This is a genomic window from Pseudomonas sp. GW821-FHT11D10 (genome assembly GCF_058808435.1).
Genome location: NZ_JBXARR010000001.1, coordinates 421403 through 437939 on the forward strand (window position 1 = coordinate 421403; position 16537 = coordinate 437939).

Below are 16537 nucleotides of genomic sequence, written 5' to 3' on the forward strand. Positions count from 1 at the left end.
GCGTCGGGTTTTTACAGGTGCAACGCGTGCCCAAGCGCACGCAACGCCGCTTCCTGCACCGCTTCACCCAGGGTCGGATGCGCATGGATGGTGCCGCCGATGTCTTCCAGTCGCGCACCCATTTCCAGGCTTTGCGCGAACGCAGTCGACAGCTCAGACACCCCGACACCCACCGCCTGCCAGCCGACAATCACATGATTGTCCCGACGAGCGACCACCCGCACGAAGCCGGTTTTTGACTCCAGCGTCATCGCCCGGCCATTGGCCGCGAACGGGAAGTTCGACACGATGCAGTCCAGTCCCGCCGCCTTGGCCTCGTCCGGCGTCTTGCCGACGACCACCAGTTCCGGGTCGGTGAAGCACACGGCAGCGATGGCGGTCGGGTTGAATTCGCGGGTCTTGCCGCTGATCAGCTCGGCAACCATCTCGCCCTGAGCCATGGCGCGGTGGGCCAGCATCGGTTCGCCGCTCAGGTCGCCGATGGCATAGACGTTGCGCATGCTGGTCTGGCAGCGGCTGTCGATCTTGATCGCCGAGCCGTTCATGTCCAGGTTCAGCGCTTCAAGGTTCCAGCCCTGGGTATCGGGTTTGCGACCGACGGCCACCAGCACCTGATCGGTTTCCAGATTCAGGGTGTCGCCGTTTGGATCGCGCACCTGCAACGTACCGTCGAAACCCAGCACGCTGTGCTTGAGGTACAGCTTCACGCCCAGTTGCTTCAGCGCATCGTGCACCGGTTGGGTCAGTTCCGCGTCGTAAGCCGGCAGGATGCGATCCTGCGCCTCGACCACACTGACCTCGGCGCCGAGCTTGCGATAGGCAATGCCCAGCTCCAGACCGATGTAACCGCCGCCGACCACGATCAGGCGTTTCGGAACCGACTTCGGTGCCAGTGCTTCGGTCGACGAAATGATCGGCCCGCCAATCGGCAGGATCGGCAGATTGACGCTTTTCGAACCGGTGGCCAGCACCAGATGCTCGCATTGGATGCGGGTATCGCCGACGTCCACGGTCTTGCCGTCGATGACCTTGGCCCAGCCGTTGATGACTTGAACCTTGTTTTTCTTCAGCAACGCGGCGACGCCAGTGGTCAGGCGATCGACGATGCCGTCCTTCCACTCGACGCTCTTGGTGATGTCGAGGGTCGGCGCCGAAACGCTGATGCCCAGTGCCGAATGCTGGTTGTGATGTTGAGTCTGGTGAAACTGTTCGGCCACGTGGATCAGCGCTTTCGACGGAATGCAGCCGATGTTCAGGCAGGTACCGCCCAGCGATTCGCCCTCGACCAGAATGGTCGAAATACCCAGTTGCCCGGCGCGAATGGCTGTCACGTAACCGCCAGGGCCGCCGCCGATGATCAGCAGCGTGGTGTTCAGAGTTTGCATTGCGTCACTCCACAAACAGAGTCGCGGGTTGTTCGAGCAGACCACGAATGGCCTGGATGAAGAGCGCCGCGTCCATGCCGTCGACCACGCGGTGATCGAAGGAGCTGGAGAGGTTCATCATCTTGCGGATCACCACCTGGCCTTTGACGACCATTGGGCGTTCGACGATTTTGTTGACTCCGACGATCGCCACTTCCGGCAGGTTCAGCACCGGGGTACTGACGATGCCGCCGAGGGCGCCGAGGCTGGTCAGGGTGATGGTCGAGCCGGAGAGCTCCTCGCGGCTGGCCTTGCCATTGCGTGCGGCGGTGGCCAGGCGGGAGATTTCCGCCGCGCTGTCCCACAGGCTGCGCGCCTCGGCGTGACGCACCACCGGCACCATCAGGCCGACATCGCTTTGCGTAGCGACGCCGACATGCACCGCGCCGAGGCGGGTGATGACCTGGGCTTCGTCGTCGTAACGGGCGTTCATCTGCGGGAAGTCGCGCAGGGCGACGACCAGTGCACGCACCAGGAACGGCAGCAAGGTCAGCTTGCCACGGCTCGCACCGTGTTTTTCGTTCAGGTGGGCACGCAGTTCTTCAATCGCTGTGACGTCGATTTCCTCGACATAACTGAAGTGCGCGGCACGCTGAGTGGCGTCCTGCATGCGCTGGGCAATCTTGCGGCGCATGCCGATCACTTGAATCTGTTCTTCATCGTTACGCTGAGCGTACGCGGCAGTGACCGGCGCCGAAGCGTTCGACTGACCTTGCGCCAGATAGGCGTCGAGGTCTTCGTGCAACACGCGACCGGCCGGGCCGGAACCGCGCACCAGACGCAATTGAATGCCCAGGTCCAGCGCATGCTTGCGCACGGCCGGCGAGGCGAGCGGACGCTCATCGGCTTCGCGGGCAACCATCGGGCCCTGGCAAACGGCAGCCGCCGGACGCGTTGCGGCGGCAGCAGGTTTGCTTTCAACGACAGCTTCAACTTTGGCTGCGACGGGTGTTTCTTTCGCCGCAACAGGCGCCGGTTTGTCCGACTCCTTCAGATTGCCTGCGCCTTCAACCTCGATGCTGATCAGAATACTGCCGACCGCCATCACTTCACCCGGCTGACCGCCGAGTGCAATCACTTTGCCGTGTACCGGCGACGGAATATCAACCATCGCCTTGTCGGTCATCACATCCGCCAGCACCTGATCCTCAACGACCAGATCGCCAACCTTGACGTGCCACTGCGACAGTTCTACTTCTGCGATGCCTTCGCCGATGTCCGGCATCTTGATAACGTGCGTGCCCATTCAGACCTCCATGACCCGTTTCAGCGCCGCGCCCACTCGGGACGGCCCAGGGAAATACGCCCACTCCTGCGCGTGCGGGTAGGGGGTGTCCCAACCGGTGACGCGTTCGATCGGCGCTTCCAGGTGGTGGAAGCAATGCTCTTGCACCAGCGACACCAGTTCGGCGCCGAAACCGCAGGTGCGGGTGGCTTCGTGAACCACGACGCAACGGCCGGTTTTCTTCACGGATTTGACGATGGTTTCCAGGTCCAGCGGCCACAGGCTGCGCAGGTCGATGACCTCAGCGTCAACGCCGGATTCTTCAGCAGCGACTTGCGACACGTACACGGTGGTGCCGTAGGTCAGGACGGTCACGTCCTTGCCCGGACGGGTGATCGCGGCAACGTCCAGCGGCACGGTGTAGTAACCGTCCGGCACTTGCGCGGCGGGGTGTTTCGACCACGGGGTTACCGGGCGGTCGTGGTGGCCGTCGAACGGGCCGTTGTACAGGCGTTTCGGCTCGAGGAAGATCACCGGATCATCGTTTTCGATGGAGGCGATCAGCAGGCCTTTGGCGTCATACGGGTTGGACGGCATGACGGTGCGCAGGCCGCAGACCTGAGTGAACATCGCCTCGATGCTCTGGCTGTGGGTCTGGCCGCCGTAGATGCCGCCGCCGCAAGGCATGCGCAGGGTCATCGGCGCGGTGAACTCGCCGGCCGAGCGATAACGCAGACGGGCGGCTTCGGAAATGATCTGGTCGGACGCGGGGTAAACGTAGTCGGCGAACTGGATTTCAGCGACCGGACGCAAGCCATAAGCGCCCATGCCCACGGCAACACCGACGATGCCGCTCTCGGAGATCGGCGCGTCGAACACCCGCGAGGTGCCGTACTTGGTCTGCAGGCCTTCGGTGCAACGGAACACGCCGCCGAAGTAGCCGACGTCCTGGCCGAACACCACAACGTTGTCGTCACGCTCAAGCATCACATCCATGGCCGAGCGCAGGGCCTGGATCATGGTCATGGTGGTCGTGGTCATGGCGGTTTCCAACTGAATATTGTTGTTGTGATCGTTCATGTCAGATCCCCAACTGCTGACGCTGGCGCTTCAAGTGCTCCGGCATCTCTTTGTAGACGTCTTCGAACATGGTCGCGGCGCTTGGAATCTGGCCGCCGGCGAGGGTGCCGTACTGTTCGGCCTGTTTCTGCGCGGCGATCACTTCGGCTTCGAGCTCGGCGCTGACGGCGGCGTGCTCTTCTTCCGACCAGTGGCCGACCTTGATCAGGTGCTGTTTCAGGCGGGCAATCGGGTCGCCCAGCGGGAAGTGGCTCCAGTCGTCGGCAGGACGGTATTTGGACGGATCGTCGGAGGTCGAGTGCGGGCCGGCGCGGTAGGTGACCCATTCGATCATGGTCGGGCCGAGGTTGCGGCGAGCGCGTTCGGCGGCCCAGGCGGAGGCGGCGTAGACCGCGTAGAAATCGTTGCCGTCAACGCGCAGCGAGGCGATGCCGCAACCGACGCCGCGTCCGGCGAAGGTGGTGGCTTCACCACCGGCGATGGCCTGGAAGGTCGAGATTGCCCACTGGTTATTGACCACGTTGAGGATCACCGGCGCACGGTAAACGTGGGCGAAGGTGAGGGCGGTGTGGAAGTCCGATTCGGCGGTGGCGCCGTCACCGATCCAGGCCGAGGCGATTTTGGTGTCGCCCTTGATCGCCGAGGCCATGCCCCAGCCCACGCCCTGGATGAATTGAGTGGCGAGGTTGCCGGAAATGGTGAAGAAGCCCGCGTCTTTGACCGAGTACATGATCGGCAGCTGACGGCCTTTGAGCGGATCGCGCTCGTTGGACAGCAACTGGCAGATCAGGTCGACCAGCGGTACATCGCGGGCCATCAGGATGCTTTGCTGGCGGTAGGTCGGGAAGCACATGTCGTCGATGTTCAAGGCCAGGGCCTGGGCGCTGCCGATGGCTTCTTCGCCAAGGCTCTGCATGTAGAACGACATTTTTTTCTGACGCTGGGCGACCACCATGCGGTTGTCATAGATCCGGGTCTTGAGCATGGCGCGCATGCCTTTGCGCAGGATCTCGACCGGCACGTTTTCGGCCCATGGGCCGAGGGCGTTGCCCTGGTCGTCGAGCACGCGGATCAGGCCACGGGCCAGGTCGGCAGTGTCGGCGGGTTCTACGTCGATGGAAGGTTTGCGCACCGTGCCGGCATCGGTCAGATGCAGGTAGGAGAAATCGGTTTTGCAGCCTGGGCGGCCCGAGGGTTCAGGGACGTGCAGACGCAGCGGTTCATACGCTTGGGTCATGGCTTCTACGCTCGATCTTGTGAATTTCTTGTAGTGAGCTGGCAGTCATTCTTCGATAAAAGAAATCTTGTCCTACAACAATCATAGGCCCGGGCAAGAAGAATATTTCTCTCTGTTTCGTTGCGCTGGAGATCATTTGCAGATAGAAATTCTGCATAAACATAAAAAACAGGTGGTTTTGTCTCATGCGCAAACTGGACCGTACCGACATCGGCATTCTCAACAGCCTTCAGGAGAACGCGCGCATCACCAACGCCGACCTGGCCCGTTCGGTCAATCTGTCGCCGACGCCGTGCTTCAATCGGGTCAAGGCGATGGAAGAACTGGGGCTGATCCGCGAGCAGGTAACCCTGCTGGATGCCGATCTGCTGGGGCTGCATGTCAATGTGTTTATCCATGTCAGTCTCGAGAAGCAGGTAGAGGAAGCGCTGCAGCATTTCGAAGAGGCCATTTCCGACCGGCCGGAAGTCATGGAGTGCTACCTGATGGCCGGTGATCCGGACTATCTGATCCGGGTGCTGGTGCCGACCATTCAGTCGCTTGAGCGGTTCATGATGGACTTCCTGACCAAGGTGCCGGGGGTGGCCAACATTCGGTCGAGCTTTGCGCTCAAGCAGGTTCGCTACAAGACGGCGTTGCCGCTGCCTGCCAATGGTTTGACGCTAGGCAACTGAGCCCGATGCCGTTCACAGATATTCATACTGATAACCCAGCTCTTCGGTGGAAAGTGCCTGCTGAACGGTAAAGCTCTGGGGCCAGGGAGCGAGTTCGCTTTCCAGGTGAAAGACCAGTGTCGAGCTACTCGGGTCGTCCTGCGAAAAAGAGGGAACGTTCGGATGTTGGTGTTTCCAGCGCTCCCATAGCAGGTCCAGATAACAATGGTGCAGGAAGAATATCGGGTCGTTGGGGGAGGACGCCTCCATCATGCTGCCCCCGATCCAGGCATGTACGGGATTGTGCAGTTCGCGCTCGGAAAAGTTTTCCCAACCGCCCGGCTCCATCCAGTAGGACGTTCTGTTCAGCGCCGAAATGACGGTTTCGGTTGACGGCAGGGCACCCGCAGCTCCGAGATTGCGGCGCACGCCAGCGTTACCTAATCCCTCGTCCCATACGGAGACAATGAATGCCGACTGAGTACTGGAGAAGGGCCCGGTTGTTACCAGCTGGTTCTGGGTGTTGTCGCCATTGCCGCCCATGAAGTCCGATGTGAACGGGTTGTCGGCGCCGCCGATTTGCCAGTTCCAATAAGGCAGCGTGATGCGAGGGTCGTCGACAGCGGACTGCAGCGCCAGTTCGAACTGGCGGATCAGGATCCGGTGCCACGGATAGAACAAGGGGCTTTGATGCGGGTTGGGAACGAGCGGATTGCCGCGTCCCATTGAGTTTTTATGTATCTGTACAAAGTCGTCGTAACGGCTTTGCTGACCGGGACGCAGCACGCTGTTGACGTTGTTTTTCAGCGTCAGGACCGCTTTGATGAAGGCGGCCTTTTCTTCCCGGGACAGGTCCCGGTGGTTACGGCGAATATCCATATTGCCAAATCTCCATGGGTTGATTACCCCATGAAGTCTGCCTGTCGGCCGAGATTACGCCCAGTTCATGGGATCCGACGTGACAGGTACGAATCCCCTTGTTTCGGGTTCCTTCAATGATTTTTTCTTACACGGCGTTGATCGGAATCTTCAGGTAGACAACGCCATTGCCTTCCGCCGGCGGCAAATTTCCTGCCCGCACATTGACCTGAATCGCCGGCAGCAACAGCGTCGGCATGCCCAGTCCTGCATCGCGCTTGGTGCGCATCTCCACAAACGCGGTTTCGTCGACGCCGTCATGCACATGGATATTGCTTTTGCGCTGTTCACCCACGGTGGTCTGGCACTGCGAGTCGCGACCCTGCGGCGGATAGTCGTGGCAGACGAAGAGCTTCACGCTGGCGGGAAAGGCCAGCAGCTTCTGAATCGAATTGAACAGCTGATGCGCGTTGCCGCCGGGAAAGTCGCAACGGGCAGTGCCGACGTCGGGCATGAACAGCGTGTCGCCCACCAGGATCTGTTCGCCGTCGATCAGGTAAGCCATGTCCGCCGGGGTATGCCCGGGGACGTGCAGGGCGGTGGCCTTGAGATTGCCGATCCGGAACGACTCGTTCGGCGCGAACAGGTGATCGAACTGCGAGCCGTCGACGCGAAATTCCGGCTCCAGGTTGAACAGCGCCTTGAACACGTTTTGCACTCTGCTGATCGATTCGCCAATCGCGATCTTCCCGCCCAGCTCCCGGCGCAGGTATGGCGCAGCGGACAAGTGATCGGCGTGGGCGTGGGTTTCCAACAGCCATTGCACTTGCAGGTTGTGGGCACGCACGAAGGCGATGATCTTGTCGGCCTGAGCCGTGCAGGTGCGGCCGGCGGCGCCGTCGTAATCGAGCACCGGGTCGACGATCGCGCACTGTCCGCCGTCGGCCTCGTAGACCACGTAGCTGTAGGTCGAAGAGGCGGGGTCGAGGAAAGCTTCAATCAGCGCGGGCATGGACACGGTCCTGTGCAGGAAGGTGAAAAGTCAGGTTGCAACACTTTATGTAAACACATAATGTCCGCAGCTTAAGTGACGTTGAAGGCATCCTGCAAATGCAATCCAGTCTGACCGAATGTGAAGTCGCCCAACTGCGCGCCTCGGCCTCCAAGGCCTGTTCGTTGCTCAAGGCATTGGCCAACGAGGATCGGCTGTTGATCCTGTGCCAGCTGACCCAGGGCGAACGCAACGTCGGCGAGCTGGAGAAAATGACCGGCGTGCGTCAGCCGACCCTGTCCCAGCAACTGGGCATCCTGCGTGATGAAGGGCTGGTCGCGACCCGTCGTGAAGGCAAGTACATTTTTTACGGTCTCGCCAGTCACGAAGTGATCCAGGTGATGAAAACCCTTTCCGGACTCTACTGCGGAGCCGTGCTCAAAAGCTGGGCGCAATAGACCCGGCTATCCTTGCGTGCAGCCATAAGGAACAAACAATGAACGATCAACACTGGGGCCCATCCATCAGTGCGGACATCGTGGTCATCGGCGGCGGCACTGCCGGCATCGGTTTTGTCGCGAGCCTGCTCAAGCGCGATCCCGGCCTGAAAATCACGTTGATCGAGCCGAGCACCCTGCATTACTACCAGCCGGCGTGGACGCTGGTCGGCGGTGGCGCCTTTGATGCCAAAGACACCGCCCGACCAATGAACAAAGTGATGCCGCGTCAGGCCACCTGGATTCAGGCGGCAGTGACCGGCATCGACCCCGACCAGCGCCGTCTCACCCTCAACGATCAACGCACGGTCACCTATCAGAACTTGATTGTCTGCCCCGGCCTGCGCCTGGCGTGGGAGAAGATCGAAGGCCTTCAGGAAAGCCTCGGCCAGCACGGCGTCACGTCCAACTACAGCTATCAGCACGCGCAATACACCTGGGATCAGGTGCAGAAACTGAGCGGCGGCAAAGCGCTGTTCACCCAGCCACCGATCCCGATCAAGTGCGCCGGCGCGCCGCAAAAGGCGCTGTACCTGTCCTGCGATCACTGGCTCAAGCGCAATGTGCTGAGCAAGGTCGAGGTCGAGTTCAATCTGGCCGGCGCCGCGCTGTTCGGTGTGCCGACCTTCGTGCCGCCGCTGATGAAGTACATCGAGAAATACAACGCGCGGCTGGCGTTCAATTCCAATCTGGTGAAGGTCGATGGCCCGGCAAAAACCGCCTGGTTCGAGGTCAAGGATGTGGACGGCAACGTCACCCGCCAGGCCAAAACTTTCGATCTGCTGCATGTCGTTCCGCCGCAGGTTTCGCCGGATTTCATCGCGCAAAGTCCGCTGGCCGACGCCGGCGGCTGGTGCGAGGTCAACCCGCACACGCTGCAACATCCGCGTTATCCCGAAGTGTTTGCCCTGGGCGATATTTGCGGAACCACCAATGCGAAGACCGCCGCAGCAGTGCGCAAGCAGGTCGTGGTGTTGGCGGAAAACCTGCTGGCCCTGCGCAAGGAACTGGCGCTGCCGCTGAAGTACGACGGCTACGGTTCCTGCCCGCTGACGGTGGAGAAAGGCAAGGTGATCCTCGCCGAGTTCGGCTATGGCGGTAAGTTGCTGCCGACCTTTCCACTCGATCCGACCGTGCCGCGCCGCTCCGCGTGGTGGCTGAAGGCGACGCTGCTGCCGTGGTTCTACTGGAGCGGCATGCTCAAGGGCCGCGAATGGCTGACAAGCCTGTCCAGGGTCGACTGAGAACACTCTATGTTGCTGGCAAGTCTGTTTGGCGTGGTGATGGGATTGATCCTCGGTCTGACCGGGGCCGGCGGCGGGATTCTCGCCGTGCCGGCGCTGGTGCTCGGGCTGGGCTGGACGATGACGCAAGCGGCGCCGGTGGCGTTGTTCGCCGTCGGCAGCGCGGCGGCGGTCGGCGCTATTGATGGCTTGCGCCATGGTCTGGTGCGTTACCGCGCGGCGCTGCTGATTGCGGCGCTCGGCGCGGTGTTTTCGCCGGTGGGCATCTACTTCGCCCATCAGTTGCCGGAAAAGATCCTGATGATCCTGTTCAGCCTGCTGATGGTGATGGTGGCGTGGCGCATGCTGCGCCGCGAACGCCAGCAGGAGGGTCCGAGCGATCATGGCCACGCCAGTTGGGGCCAGAAAAATTGCATGCTCAACGAGCAGACGGGGCGTTTCGACTGGACCGCCAAATGCACCGCGACCCTCGCGGCGCTCGGCGCGGTCACCGGCGTGGTGTCCGGGTTGCTGGGGGTTGGCGGCGGGTTTCTGATCGTGCCGGCGTTCAAGCAACTGACCGATGTGCAGATGCGCGGCATCGTTGCCACGTCCTTGATGGTCATCAGCCTGATTTCCGCGATCGGGGTGATCGGCGCGTTCCATGCAGGGGTGCGCATCGACCATCTGGGCGCGTCGTTCATCGTCGCCAGCATCGTCGGCATGATGATCGGCCGCAAACTCTGCGCGCGAGTACCGGCGAGGACGTTGCAGGTGGGATTCGCCAGTGTGTGCCTGGTGGTTGCGGCTTACATGCTGCTGCGGGCGTGAGCCGTTAAGCAAAGAAAAAAATCGCAGCCCTGGCTGCGATTTTTTTGTCACTGGTTGTACGCCGCCTCGGTGTTGTCGATCAGCGGGTTTTTCTCGGTCAGGACGATCTGGGCAATTTGATCCTTGCGCATGAATGTCACCTTTGGATGCGACTGCGCGTAACGGATAAAACGCTCCATGGCCTCGACCATTGCCGGTGTGCCGCCGATGCGGTCGTGCAGACTCACCGACATCATCCGCCGCTTGCTCGCGCCTTCGGCGTAGAGGCGATCGAATTCCAGCACCAGTTGCTGGTAGAACTGCTCCGCGGAGAAGTGTCGGCCCTCGACCAGCACGATGTCGTTGTTGCGCAGGGTGTACGGCACCACGGCAAATTTGCGCCCGCGAACCATGGTCACGAACGGCTCGTCGCGGCTGACGTCATCGATGTGATAGGTGAAATTCAGATCCTGCAGCACCTTCAGCGTATTGGGACTGCGCCGCAGCCAGTTGGCGTTGTAGCCGACCGAGCGCTGACCGGTGATTTTCTCCACCGCCGCAACGCCGTCGCCGATGAACTGTTTTTCCTGGGCGTAGTTCATGTTGTACGAATCGGCCCAGCGCATGCCGTGGGCTGCCAGTTCATGGCCGCGCTCGGCGATCGCCTTGGCCAGTTCCGGGTGCTTGACCGCCGCTTCGCCGACCACGTGGGAGGTGACTTTGATGCCGGTGCGATCCCACAAGTCGAGCATGCGCCACAGGCCTTCCTTGTAGCCGTAATCGAACCAGGTCTGCGCCGGCAGGTCCGGATAACCTTTTGGCAGCGGTGTACCGGAGAACGGGCTTTCTGCACCTTCGGGCTGGCCTCCGGTTTCGAATTGCATCGACACCGAAATCACCAGTTGCGAGCCATCCGGCCACGAGCGTTCCTGGGCAAAGGCGAGGGCGGGCAGCAACAGCGCGGCGGCCAGCAGGTTTTTCAGCAGACGCGGGGAGCGTTGCCAGCGGGGAGTGGTCATATCGGGCACCTTGCAGGTTGAGAAGTGCTGCAAGGTTGGCATTCGCCAGGCCCGGGAAAAATCCGCTGCGGGCGAGATGACTTTTAAACAAAATTTACGAATCCACCCCAAACCCGTGTGAGCAGGCAGCCACAGGGATATGGGTTTGGCTGCCGTTTTACGGCACACTCAAGCCATCACCGTACAAGGCCGATCAATGAACCAATACGCCCCGCGCAACTGGCAGCCGCACGAGAAGCCCAGTCTGCCCGGTTCCCCCTCGACGCCGCTGCACTCCAACCCCAAGCGCCTGGCCTATGCGCTGGTCGGGTTGCTGGTGGCGTTGACCGGCGGGTTGGGCAATTCGCTGGTGGTCGCCAACCTGCCTTACCTGCAAGGCGCGCTCGGGGCGACCACGGCGGAGATGGCCTGGCTGCCGGCGGCGTATGTGATGACCAACGTGTCGATGAACCTGCTGCTGGTGAAGTTTCGCCAGCAGTTCGGCCTGCGGGCGTTTACCGAGGTGTTTCTGGTGCTGTATGCGCTGGTGACCTTCGGCCATCTGTTCGTCAATGACCTGAATTCGGCGATCGCCGTGCGGGCGGCCCACGGCATGGTCGGTGCGGCGTTGAGTTCGTTGGGCCTGTATTACATGGTGCAGGCGTTCCCGGCCAAATGGCGGATGAAGGCGTTGGTGCTGGGCCTCGGCACCTCGCAACTGGCCTTGCCACTGGCGCGGCTGTTTTCCGAAGACCTTTTGCAGATCGCCGAATGGCGCGGCCTGTACCTGTTCGAATTGGGCATGGCGCTGCTGTCGCTGGGCTGCGTCCTGATGCTCAAACTGCCGCCGGGTGACCGGTTCAAGACCTTCGAACCTCTCGATTTTCTTACCTTTGCGATCCTGGCCAGCGGCGTGGCCCTGCTGTGCGCCGTGTTGTCCCTGGGCCGGATCGACTGGTGGCTGGAGGCCGACTGGATCGGCATCGCCCTGGCCGCGTCGATTGCCCTGATTCTCGCGGGGCTGGCCATCGAACATAACCGCAGCAACCCGATGCTGATGACCCGCTGGCTCGGCAGCGGGGTGATGATCCGTCTGGCGCTGGCGGTGATCCTGATTCGCATGGTGACCTCGGAGCAATCCACCGGCGCCGTGGGCTTCATGCAAAACCTGAACATGAGCAGCCAGCAGCTTCATAGCCTGTATGTGGTGATGCTGATCGGCAGCGTCGCCGGGTTGCTGACCAGTGCGCTGACCATCGACCCGAAACACCTGCTGATGCCGCTGATTGTTTCGCTGGCGTTGATGGCCACCGGCTCGATCATGGACAGCTCATCGAACAACCTGACCCGCCCCGGCAACCTGTATTTCAGCCAGTTCCTGCTGGCGTTCGGCAGTACCTTCTTTCTCGGCCCGACCATGGTGCTGGGCACGCGCAACGTGCTGACCAATCCGCGCAACCTCGTGAGTTTTTCGGTGTTGTTCGGGATCTGCAACAACCTTGGCGGCCTGATCGGCGCGGCGTTGCTGGGGACCTTCCAGATCGTGCGCGAGAAGTTTCATTCCAGTCATATCGTCGAGCAACTGGTGATGTCCGATCCACGCGTCGCCGCCCGGGTGCAGAGCGGTGGTTCGGCGGTCGGCTCGCTGATTGCCGACCCGAGCCTGCGCAACCTGCAAGGCATTCGCAGTCTGGCCAACGCCGCCACCCGCGAAGCCAACGTGCTGGCCTATAACGATGTGTTCATGCTGATCGCGGTGATCGCGATCCTGACCATGATCTGGATTTCCATCCGTGCGCTGTGGCTGATCAGCACCACCCGAGCCGTCGCCCCGACACCTTCCGTACCTTCCAGCGGTGCCACTTCTTCATGACCGAACCCACTACCACGACCACCAATGCCATCGCCGCCACCCCTGAAGGCGTGGCGCCGCCGTCATCACCGAACACCGAGCCGCGCTCGTTGCGGGTGCGGATCATCTCGTCGCTGGGCTTTGCCGCAATTGCCATCGTCGGCGTGCTGATCGTGCTCTACGCCTGGCAGTTGCCGCCGTTCAGCAGCGCGGTCGAGACCACTGAAAATGCCTTGGTGCGCGGGCAGGTGACGATTATCGGCCCGCAGCTCAGCGGTTATGTGTTTGAAGTGCCGGTGCAAGATTTCCAGTTTGTGAAGGAAGGGGATTTGCTGGTGCGTCTCGATGATCGCATCTATCAGCAACGCCTCGACCAGTCGCTGGCGCAACTGGCGGTGCAGAAGGCCTCGCTGGCCAACGTGGTGCAGCAGCGCAACAGCGCCGAAGCGACGATCAAGTTGCGGCAGGCGGTGGTGGCCGACAGCGAAGCGCAGCTGCGCAAAAGCGAGGCGGATCTGCGACGCAACAAGGCGCTGGTCAATGACGGCTCCGTGTCCAAGCGCGAGATGGACGTGGCGCTGGCCGCCAACGCGCAAAGCATTGCAGCGGTGGCGCAGGCGAAGGCCAATCTGGAAATCGCCCGGCAGGATCTGCAAACGGTGATCGTCAATCGCGGTTCGCTGGAAGCGGCGGTGGCCAGCGCCGATGCCGCGGTGCAACTGGCTCGGATCGATTTGTCCAACACCCGGATCATCGCTCCGCGTGACGGTCAGCTGGGGCAGATCGGCGTGCGTCTCGGCGCCTACGTCAACTCCGGGGCGCAGTTGATGGCGCTGGTGCCGAACCAGAAATGGGTGATCGCCAACCTCAAGGAAACCCAGATGGACAATGTGCGCGTCGGGCAACCGGCGAGCTTCACCGTCGACGGCTTGAACCACCGTAAATTCACCGGCCATGTGCAGCACATCTCGCCGGGCACCGGTTCCGAATTCGCGTTGTTGCAGGCCGACAACGCCACCGGCAACTTCGTGAAAATCGCCCAGCGGGTGCCGGTGCGCATCACCATCGATCCGGATCAGCAGGAGAGCGAGCGTTTGCGGCCGGGGATGTCAGTGGTGGTCAGCATTGATACGGCGGCGGGCGACACCCAGAAACACTGACCTCAGGCGGCGATCATCGGCGGCAGGGTGCCGAGCACGGAAACCGCCGCCACGGCGCCGATCCCCAGCAGCCATTCGAGCATGACGCTGCGCTTGAGGGTGTCGATCCGCTGTTCGCACTCGTTGATCCGCAGGCGATTGAACAGCGCCAGTGCAAGCATGCCGAACACCAGCAGCGCCTTGATCAACAGGATCAGGGCGAACCCCGAGAACAACGGCGTCGGCCACCATTGGCCGGTGAGGACGCGTACGTTGATCAACCCGGTGATCAGCAGGCCGGCGACCAGCCCGTAACCGAGACCGCTGAATCGCCGCAAGACTTCGCGCATGTCTTCGTGACGTTGGCGCAGGATCATTACCAGCATCAGCAGCCCGCCGAGCCACGCGCCGACGCAAGTCAGGTGAATGACTTGATTGAGGATCAGCATCTGCCCGCTGAAGCCATCGAGCATCGCGCCGTGACCAACCGGCGCGAGCGTCATCAGCAGCACCGCGCTCAGACCCAGCCGCAATGACCGGTTCGAACGCCACGGCGTAAACAGCAACGCCAGCAACAGCGCATTGATCAGCAGATGCCAGCGCCAGACCTGACCGAAAAACGTATGACCGAGGACCAGTTCGACGGTGGCCGGATCAAACGCGGCAGCCGCCGAACCCGCCATGCTGGCGGTAATCAGCAACGCCCAAGTGACGCCGCTGGCCAGGGCAATCGCCGCCAGCCAGCGAGCCAGCCGCGCGAGGTGCCGATCCAGCGCCGGCGCTTCACCCTTGAGCAGCAAGGGGCGGAACAGCCAGGCCCCGAACAGCATCAACACCACGATGAAATGCAGAAACCGGCACAGCACCAGCGCTTCACTCATGAATTACTGGCCAACCTTGAACTGATAGGCGCCTTCGCTTTTGTGCGTGTCGACCGACACCGCGTGCCATTCGACCTTGTATTCGCCAGCGGTCAGCGGTGCTTCGGGGGTAACGATCAGGGTTTTCTTGTCGCCTTCGGTGGTCAACGGTTTGACCGCCACCGGCTTGCCGTCATGGATCACGGTGACTTTGGTGAAGCTGGCTTCGACGCCTTCGGAAAACACCAGACGCAGATCCGCCGGTGCCGCGACGGTGCTGTCGGCAGCCGGCGTCTGGCTTTTCAGATGGGCGTGGGCGAACGCCTGGGAAGTGACAACCAGCGAAGCCAGCAGCGCGCCAGCGGTGAACAGTTTTTTCATCGACATGGAAAGATTCCTTTCAGTGAAATGGCGGGCTGAGTATAGAACGTGGATCACAGGGCTTTCAGGCGCATGTGAATGACCGGGAAGGGCCGGCCTTCGCCGTCGAGCGCCGAGCGGCCGATGTCTTCGAATCCGTAGTGCCGGTAGAAGCCGTGGGCCTGCGGGTTCTGTTCGTTGACGTCGACCTTCAGCAGCGGGCGGCGGACGTGGTCGAGCAAACGTCGGCCGATGCCCTGGCCACGAAACGCCGGGTCGATGAACAGCATCTGCACGGTGTCGTCGTCGGTGGCGATGAAGCCTGCCAGGGAGTGATCGGGGTTCTCGAAAACCTGCACATTCAGGGCAGGCAGGTAGGTGTCACGCACCAGCGGGAACAGCCGGTGAATGTCGTCTTCCGGGAGAAAATCGTGGGTGGCGCGGACCGAGCGCTCCCACAGTGCGGCGAGCTGCGGATCATCCGCAGCGATGCGCTTTCGAATGGTCATGGACAGATCCTTCAGTGTCTGACGGGGAGAAGGAGGGCGATCCTAAACCAGAAAAAAGCCCAAGTGTGTGAAGAATCGTTCTCGGCTGTCGCCCCTTGCCCAGAGCGGATGCTAGTCTTCAACAACGTTGTCTTCAGGGAGCCCTCATGGGCAATCACAAGATCGAAATCCGCCGCACCAACGTCGACAAGATCCTGCTGGCGGCGGAAAAAGTCTTCGCCGAAAAAGGTTTCGGCGGCACCGCCATGGCGGATATTGCTGCTGAAGTGCAGCTGCCGCGATCCAATCTGCATTATTACTTTTCGACCAAGAGCGAGCTGTACAGCGCGGTGCTGTTCGACCTGCTGGAAGTGTGGAAGCAGGACGCGCTGTGCTTCGAGATGTTCGACGATCCGCGCGTGGTGCTCAGCAGCTACATCCGCGCCAAGATGAACCACTCGCGCAGCCGGCCCTATGGCTCGAAAGTCTGGGCCAACGAAATCATCCACGGCGCCCCGACCCTCGGCGAGGCGCTGGATGTGAGCCTGTATGACTGGGCGAAGATGAAGGAGGCGAAGATCCGGCAGTGGGTGGAGGACAAGCGGATTCTGCCGGTGGAGCCGTCGAGTTTGTTGTACATGATCTGGGCGTCGACGCAGCACTATGCCGACTTTGATCATCAGGTGAATATTTTGAATGAGCATCAGCCGTTGTCGGACATGCAGTTCGAGCGGGCGGTGCAGACGGTGACTAGCGTGATTTTGCGGGGGATTGGATTAGAGCCTTGAGCCATGTGTTGTGACTGCCGACCCCTTCGCGGGCTTGCCCGCGAAGGCGTCACC

General features: G+C 61.5%; 17 protein-coding genes. 7 read left to right on the forward strand and 10 right to left on the reverse strand.

Going from position 1 to position 16537, the window contains the following annotated elements; translation table 11 throughout:
* Positions 1-11 precede the first annotated feature (11 nt).
* From lpdA to AC1RT4_RS02095, 4 genes are read right to left on the reverse strand one after another with little or no spacing between them, the layout of a single operon-like run.
* A complete protein-coding gene (lpdA, locus tag AC1RT4_RS02080; RefSeq protein WP_493083211.1) occupies positions 12-1385 on the reverse strand; it encodes a dihydrolipoyl dehydrogenase in 1374 nt (457 codons plus the stop codon).
* Between the two features lie 4 nt (positions 1386-1389).
* Positions 1390-2670 carry a dihydrolipoamide acetyltransferase family protein gene (locus AC1RT4_RS02085; protein ID WP_493083213.1) on the reverse strand — a complete coding sequence of 427 codons (1281 nt, stop codon included), beginning with the start codon at positions 2668-2670 and terminating at the stop codon, positions 1390-1392.
* Positions 2671-3729 carry an alpha-ketoacid dehydrogenase subunit beta gene (locus tag AC1RT4_RS02090; protein WP_007952909.1) on the reverse strand — a complete coding sequence of 353 codons (1059 nt, stop codon included), beginning with the start codon at positions 3727-3729 and terminating at the stop codon, positions 2671-2673.
* Position 3730: 1 nt separating this feature from the next.
* Entirely contained in the window at positions 3731-4966 is a 1236-nt protein-coding gene (locus AC1RT4_RS02095; protein WP_007952906.1) for a 3-methyl-2-oxobutanoate dehydrogenase (2-methylpropanoyl-transferring) subunit alpha, read from the reverse strand.
* A 185-nt stretch (positions 4967-5151) separates the two neighbouring features.
* On the opposite strand from AC1RT4_RS02095, the gene bkdR reads away from it, so the two are divergent.
* A complete protein-coding gene (bkdR, locus tag AC1RT4_RS02100) occupies positions 5152-5640 on the forward strand; it encodes a Bkd operon transcriptional regulator BkdR (protein ID WP_007915088.1) in 489 nt (162 codons plus the stop codon).
* Positions 5641-5652: 12 nt separating this feature from the next.
* On the opposite strand, the gene AC1RT4_RS02105 is transcribed toward bkdR, so the two are convergent.
* A complete protein-coding gene (locus tag AC1RT4_RS02105) occupies positions 5653-6498 on the reverse strand; it encodes a tyrosinase family protein (RefSeq protein ID WP_493083217.1) in 846 nt (281 codons plus the stop codon).
* 127 nt (positions 6499-6625) lie between these two features.
* Positions 6626-7489, reverse strand: coding sequence for an MBL fold metallo-hydrolase (locus tag AC1RT4_RS02110; RefSeq protein WP_493083219.1), 864 nt, complete (start codon positions 7487-7489; stop codon positions 6626-6628).
* A gap of 98 nt (positions 7490-7587) precedes the next feature.
* Here AC1RT4_RS02110 and AC1RT4_RS02115 point away from each other — a divergent pair, with 98 nt between their 5' ends.
* The 3 genes from AC1RT4_RS02115 to AC1RT4_RS02125 are packed head-to-tail and all read left to right on the forward strand — an operon-like array spanning position 7588 to position 10019.
* Entirely contained in the window at positions 7588-7926 is a 339-nt protein-coding gene (locus AC1RT4_RS02115) for an ArsR/SmtB family transcription factor (RefSeq protein WP_007952897.1), read from the forward strand.
* A gap of 38 nt (positions 7927-7964) precedes the next feature.
* A complete protein-coding gene (locus AC1RT4_RS02120; RefSeq protein ID WP_493083221.1) occupies positions 7965-9209 on the forward strand; it encodes an NAD(P)/FAD-dependent oxidoreductase in 1245 nt (414 codons plus the stop codon).
* Positions 9210-9218: 9 nt separating this feature from the next.
* A complete protein-coding gene (locus tag AC1RT4_RS02125) occupies positions 9219-10019 on the forward strand; it encodes a sulfite exporter TauE/SafE family protein (protein WP_493083223.1) in 801 nt (266 codons plus the stop codon).
* Between the two features lie 47 nt (positions 10020-10066).
* On the opposite strand, the gene AC1RT4_RS02130 is transcribed toward AC1RT4_RS02125, so the two are convergent.
* On the reverse strand, positions 10067-11017 hold the full coding sequence (locus tag AC1RT4_RS02130; RefSeq protein WP_493083225.1) for a polysaccharide deacetylase family protein: 951 nt from the start codon (positions 11015-11017) through the stop codon (positions 10067-10069).
* Between the two features lie 196 nt (positions 11018-11213).
* Between AC1RT4_RS02130 and AC1RT4_RS02135 the strand changes: the two genes are divergently transcribed.
* The gene (locus AC1RT4_RS02135; RefSeq protein ID WP_007952891.1) at positions 11214-12869 is read left to right on the forward strand and encodes an MFS transporter; all 1656 of its coding nucleotides are present in this window, start codon (positions 11214-11216) and stop codon (positions 12867-12869) included.
* Positions 12866-14008 (forward strand): HlyD family secretion protein, encoded by a 1143-nt coding sequence (locus AC1RT4_RS02140; RefSeq protein ID WP_007952890.1) that lies wholly within the window; start codon positions 12866-12868, stop codon positions 14006-14008. Before AC1RT4_RS02135 ends, AC1RT4_RS02140 begins: the two co-directional genes overlap by 4 nt.
* Before the next feature lie 2 nt (positions 14009-14010).
* Here AC1RT4_RS02140 and copD read toward each other — a convergent pair whose 3' ends face one another.
* From copD to AC1RT4_RS02155, 3 genes are read right to left on the reverse strand one after another with little or no spacing between them, the layout of a single operon-like run.
* Positions 14011-14868, reverse strand: coding sequence for a copper homeostasis membrane protein CopD (gene copD / locus AC1RT4_RS02145; RefSeq protein WP_493083228.1), 858 nt, complete (start codon positions 14866-14868; stop codon positions 14011-14013).
* A 3-nt stretch (positions 14869-14871) separates the two neighbouring features.
* A complete protein-coding gene (copC, locus tag AC1RT4_RS02150) occupies positions 14872-15234 on the reverse strand; it encodes a copper homeostasis periplasmic binding protein CopC (protein ID WP_493083230.1) in 363 nt (120 codons plus the stop codon).
* A gap of 47 nt (positions 15235-15281) precedes the next feature.
* Positions 15282-15716 (reverse strand): GNAT family N-acetyltransferase, encoded by a 435-nt coding sequence (locus AC1RT4_RS02155; RefSeq protein ID WP_493083232.1) that lies wholly within the window; start codon positions 15714-15716, stop codon positions 15282-15284.
* Positions 15717-15862: 146 nt separating this feature from the next.
* Here AC1RT4_RS02155 and AC1RT4_RS02160 point away from each other — a divergent pair, with 146 nt between their 5' ends.
* On the forward strand, positions 15863-16483 hold the full coding sequence (locus AC1RT4_RS02160) for a TetR/AcrR family transcriptional regulator (protein WP_007952885.1): 621 nt from the start codon (positions 15863-15865) through the stop codon (positions 16481-16483).
* Positions 16484-16537 lie beyond the last annotated feature (54 nt).

What these genes read in the sequence shown, in the direction of transcription:
- lpdA (WP_493083211.1), bottom strand. Translation starts at nt 1,385, where the DNA reads ATGCAAACTCTGAACACCACGCTGCTGATCATCGGCGGCGGCCCTGGC.
- AC1RT4_RS02085 (WP_493083213.1), bottom strand. Translation starts at nt 2,670, where the DNA reads ATGGGCACGCACGTTATCAAGATGCCGGACATCGGCGAAGGCATCGCA.
- AC1RT4_RS02090 (WP_007952909.1), bottom strand. Translation starts at nt 3,729, where the DNA reads ATGAACGATCACAACAACAATATTCAGTTGGAAACCGCCATGACCACG.
- AC1RT4_RS02095 (WP_007952906.1), bottom strand. Translation starts at nt 4,966, where the DNA reads ATGACCCAAGCGTATGAACCGCTGCGTCTGCACGTCCCTGAACCCTCG.
- bkdR (WP_007915088.1), top strand. Translation starts at nt 5,152, where the DNA reads ATGCGCAAACTGGACCGTACCGACATCGGCATTCTCAACAGCCTTCAG.
- AC1RT4_RS02105 (WP_493083217.1), bottom strand. Translation starts at nt 6,498, where the DNA reads ATGGATATTCGCCGTAACCACCGGGACCTGTCCCGGGAAGAAAAGGCC.
- AC1RT4_RS02110 (WP_493083219.1), bottom strand. Translation starts at nt 7,489, where the DNA reads ATGCCCGCGCTGATTGAAGCTTTCCTCGACCCCGCCTCTTCGACCTAC.
- AC1RT4_RS02115 (WP_007952897.1), top strand. Translation starts at nt 7,588, where the DNA reads ATGCAATCCAGTCTGACCGAATGTGAAGTCGCCCAACTGCGCGCCTCG.
- AC1RT4_RS02120 (WP_493083221.1), top strand. Translation starts at nt 7,965, where the DNA reads ATGAACGATCAACACTGGGGCCCATCCATCAGTGCGGACATCGTGGTC.
- AC1RT4_RS02125 (WP_493083223.1), top strand. Translation starts at nt 9,219, where the DNA reads ATGTTGCTGGCAAGTCTGTTTGGCGTGGTGATGGGATTGATCCTCGGT.
- AC1RT4_RS02130 (WP_493083225.1), bottom strand. Translation starts at nt 11,017, where the DNA reads ATGACCACTCCCCGCTGGCAACGCTCCCCGCGTCTGCTGAAAAACCTG.
- AC1RT4_RS02135 (WP_007952891.1), top strand. Translation starts at nt 11,214, where the DNA reads ATGAACCAATACGCCCCGCGCAACTGGCAGCCGCACGAGAAGCCCAGT.
- AC1RT4_RS02140 (WP_007952890.1), top strand. Translation starts at nt 12,866, where the DNA reads ATGACCGAACCCACTACCACGACCACCAATGCCATCGCCGCCACCCCT.
- copD (WP_493083228.1), bottom strand. Translation starts at nt 14,868, where the DNA reads ATGAGTGAAGCGCTGGTGCTGTGCCGGTTTCTGCATTTCATCGTGGTG.
- copC (WP_493083230.1), bottom strand. Translation starts at nt 15,234, where the DNA reads ATGTCGATGAAAAAACTGTTCACCGCTGGCGCGCTGCTGGCTTCGCTG.
- AC1RT4_RS02155 (WP_493083232.1), bottom strand. Translation starts at nt 15,716, where the DNA reads ATGACCATTCGAAAGCGCATCGCTGCGGATGATCCGCAGCTCGCCGCA.
- AC1RT4_RS02160 (WP_007952885.1), top strand. Translation starts at nt 15,863, where the DNA reads ATGGGCAATCACAAGATCGAAATCCGCCGCACCAACGTCGACAAGATC.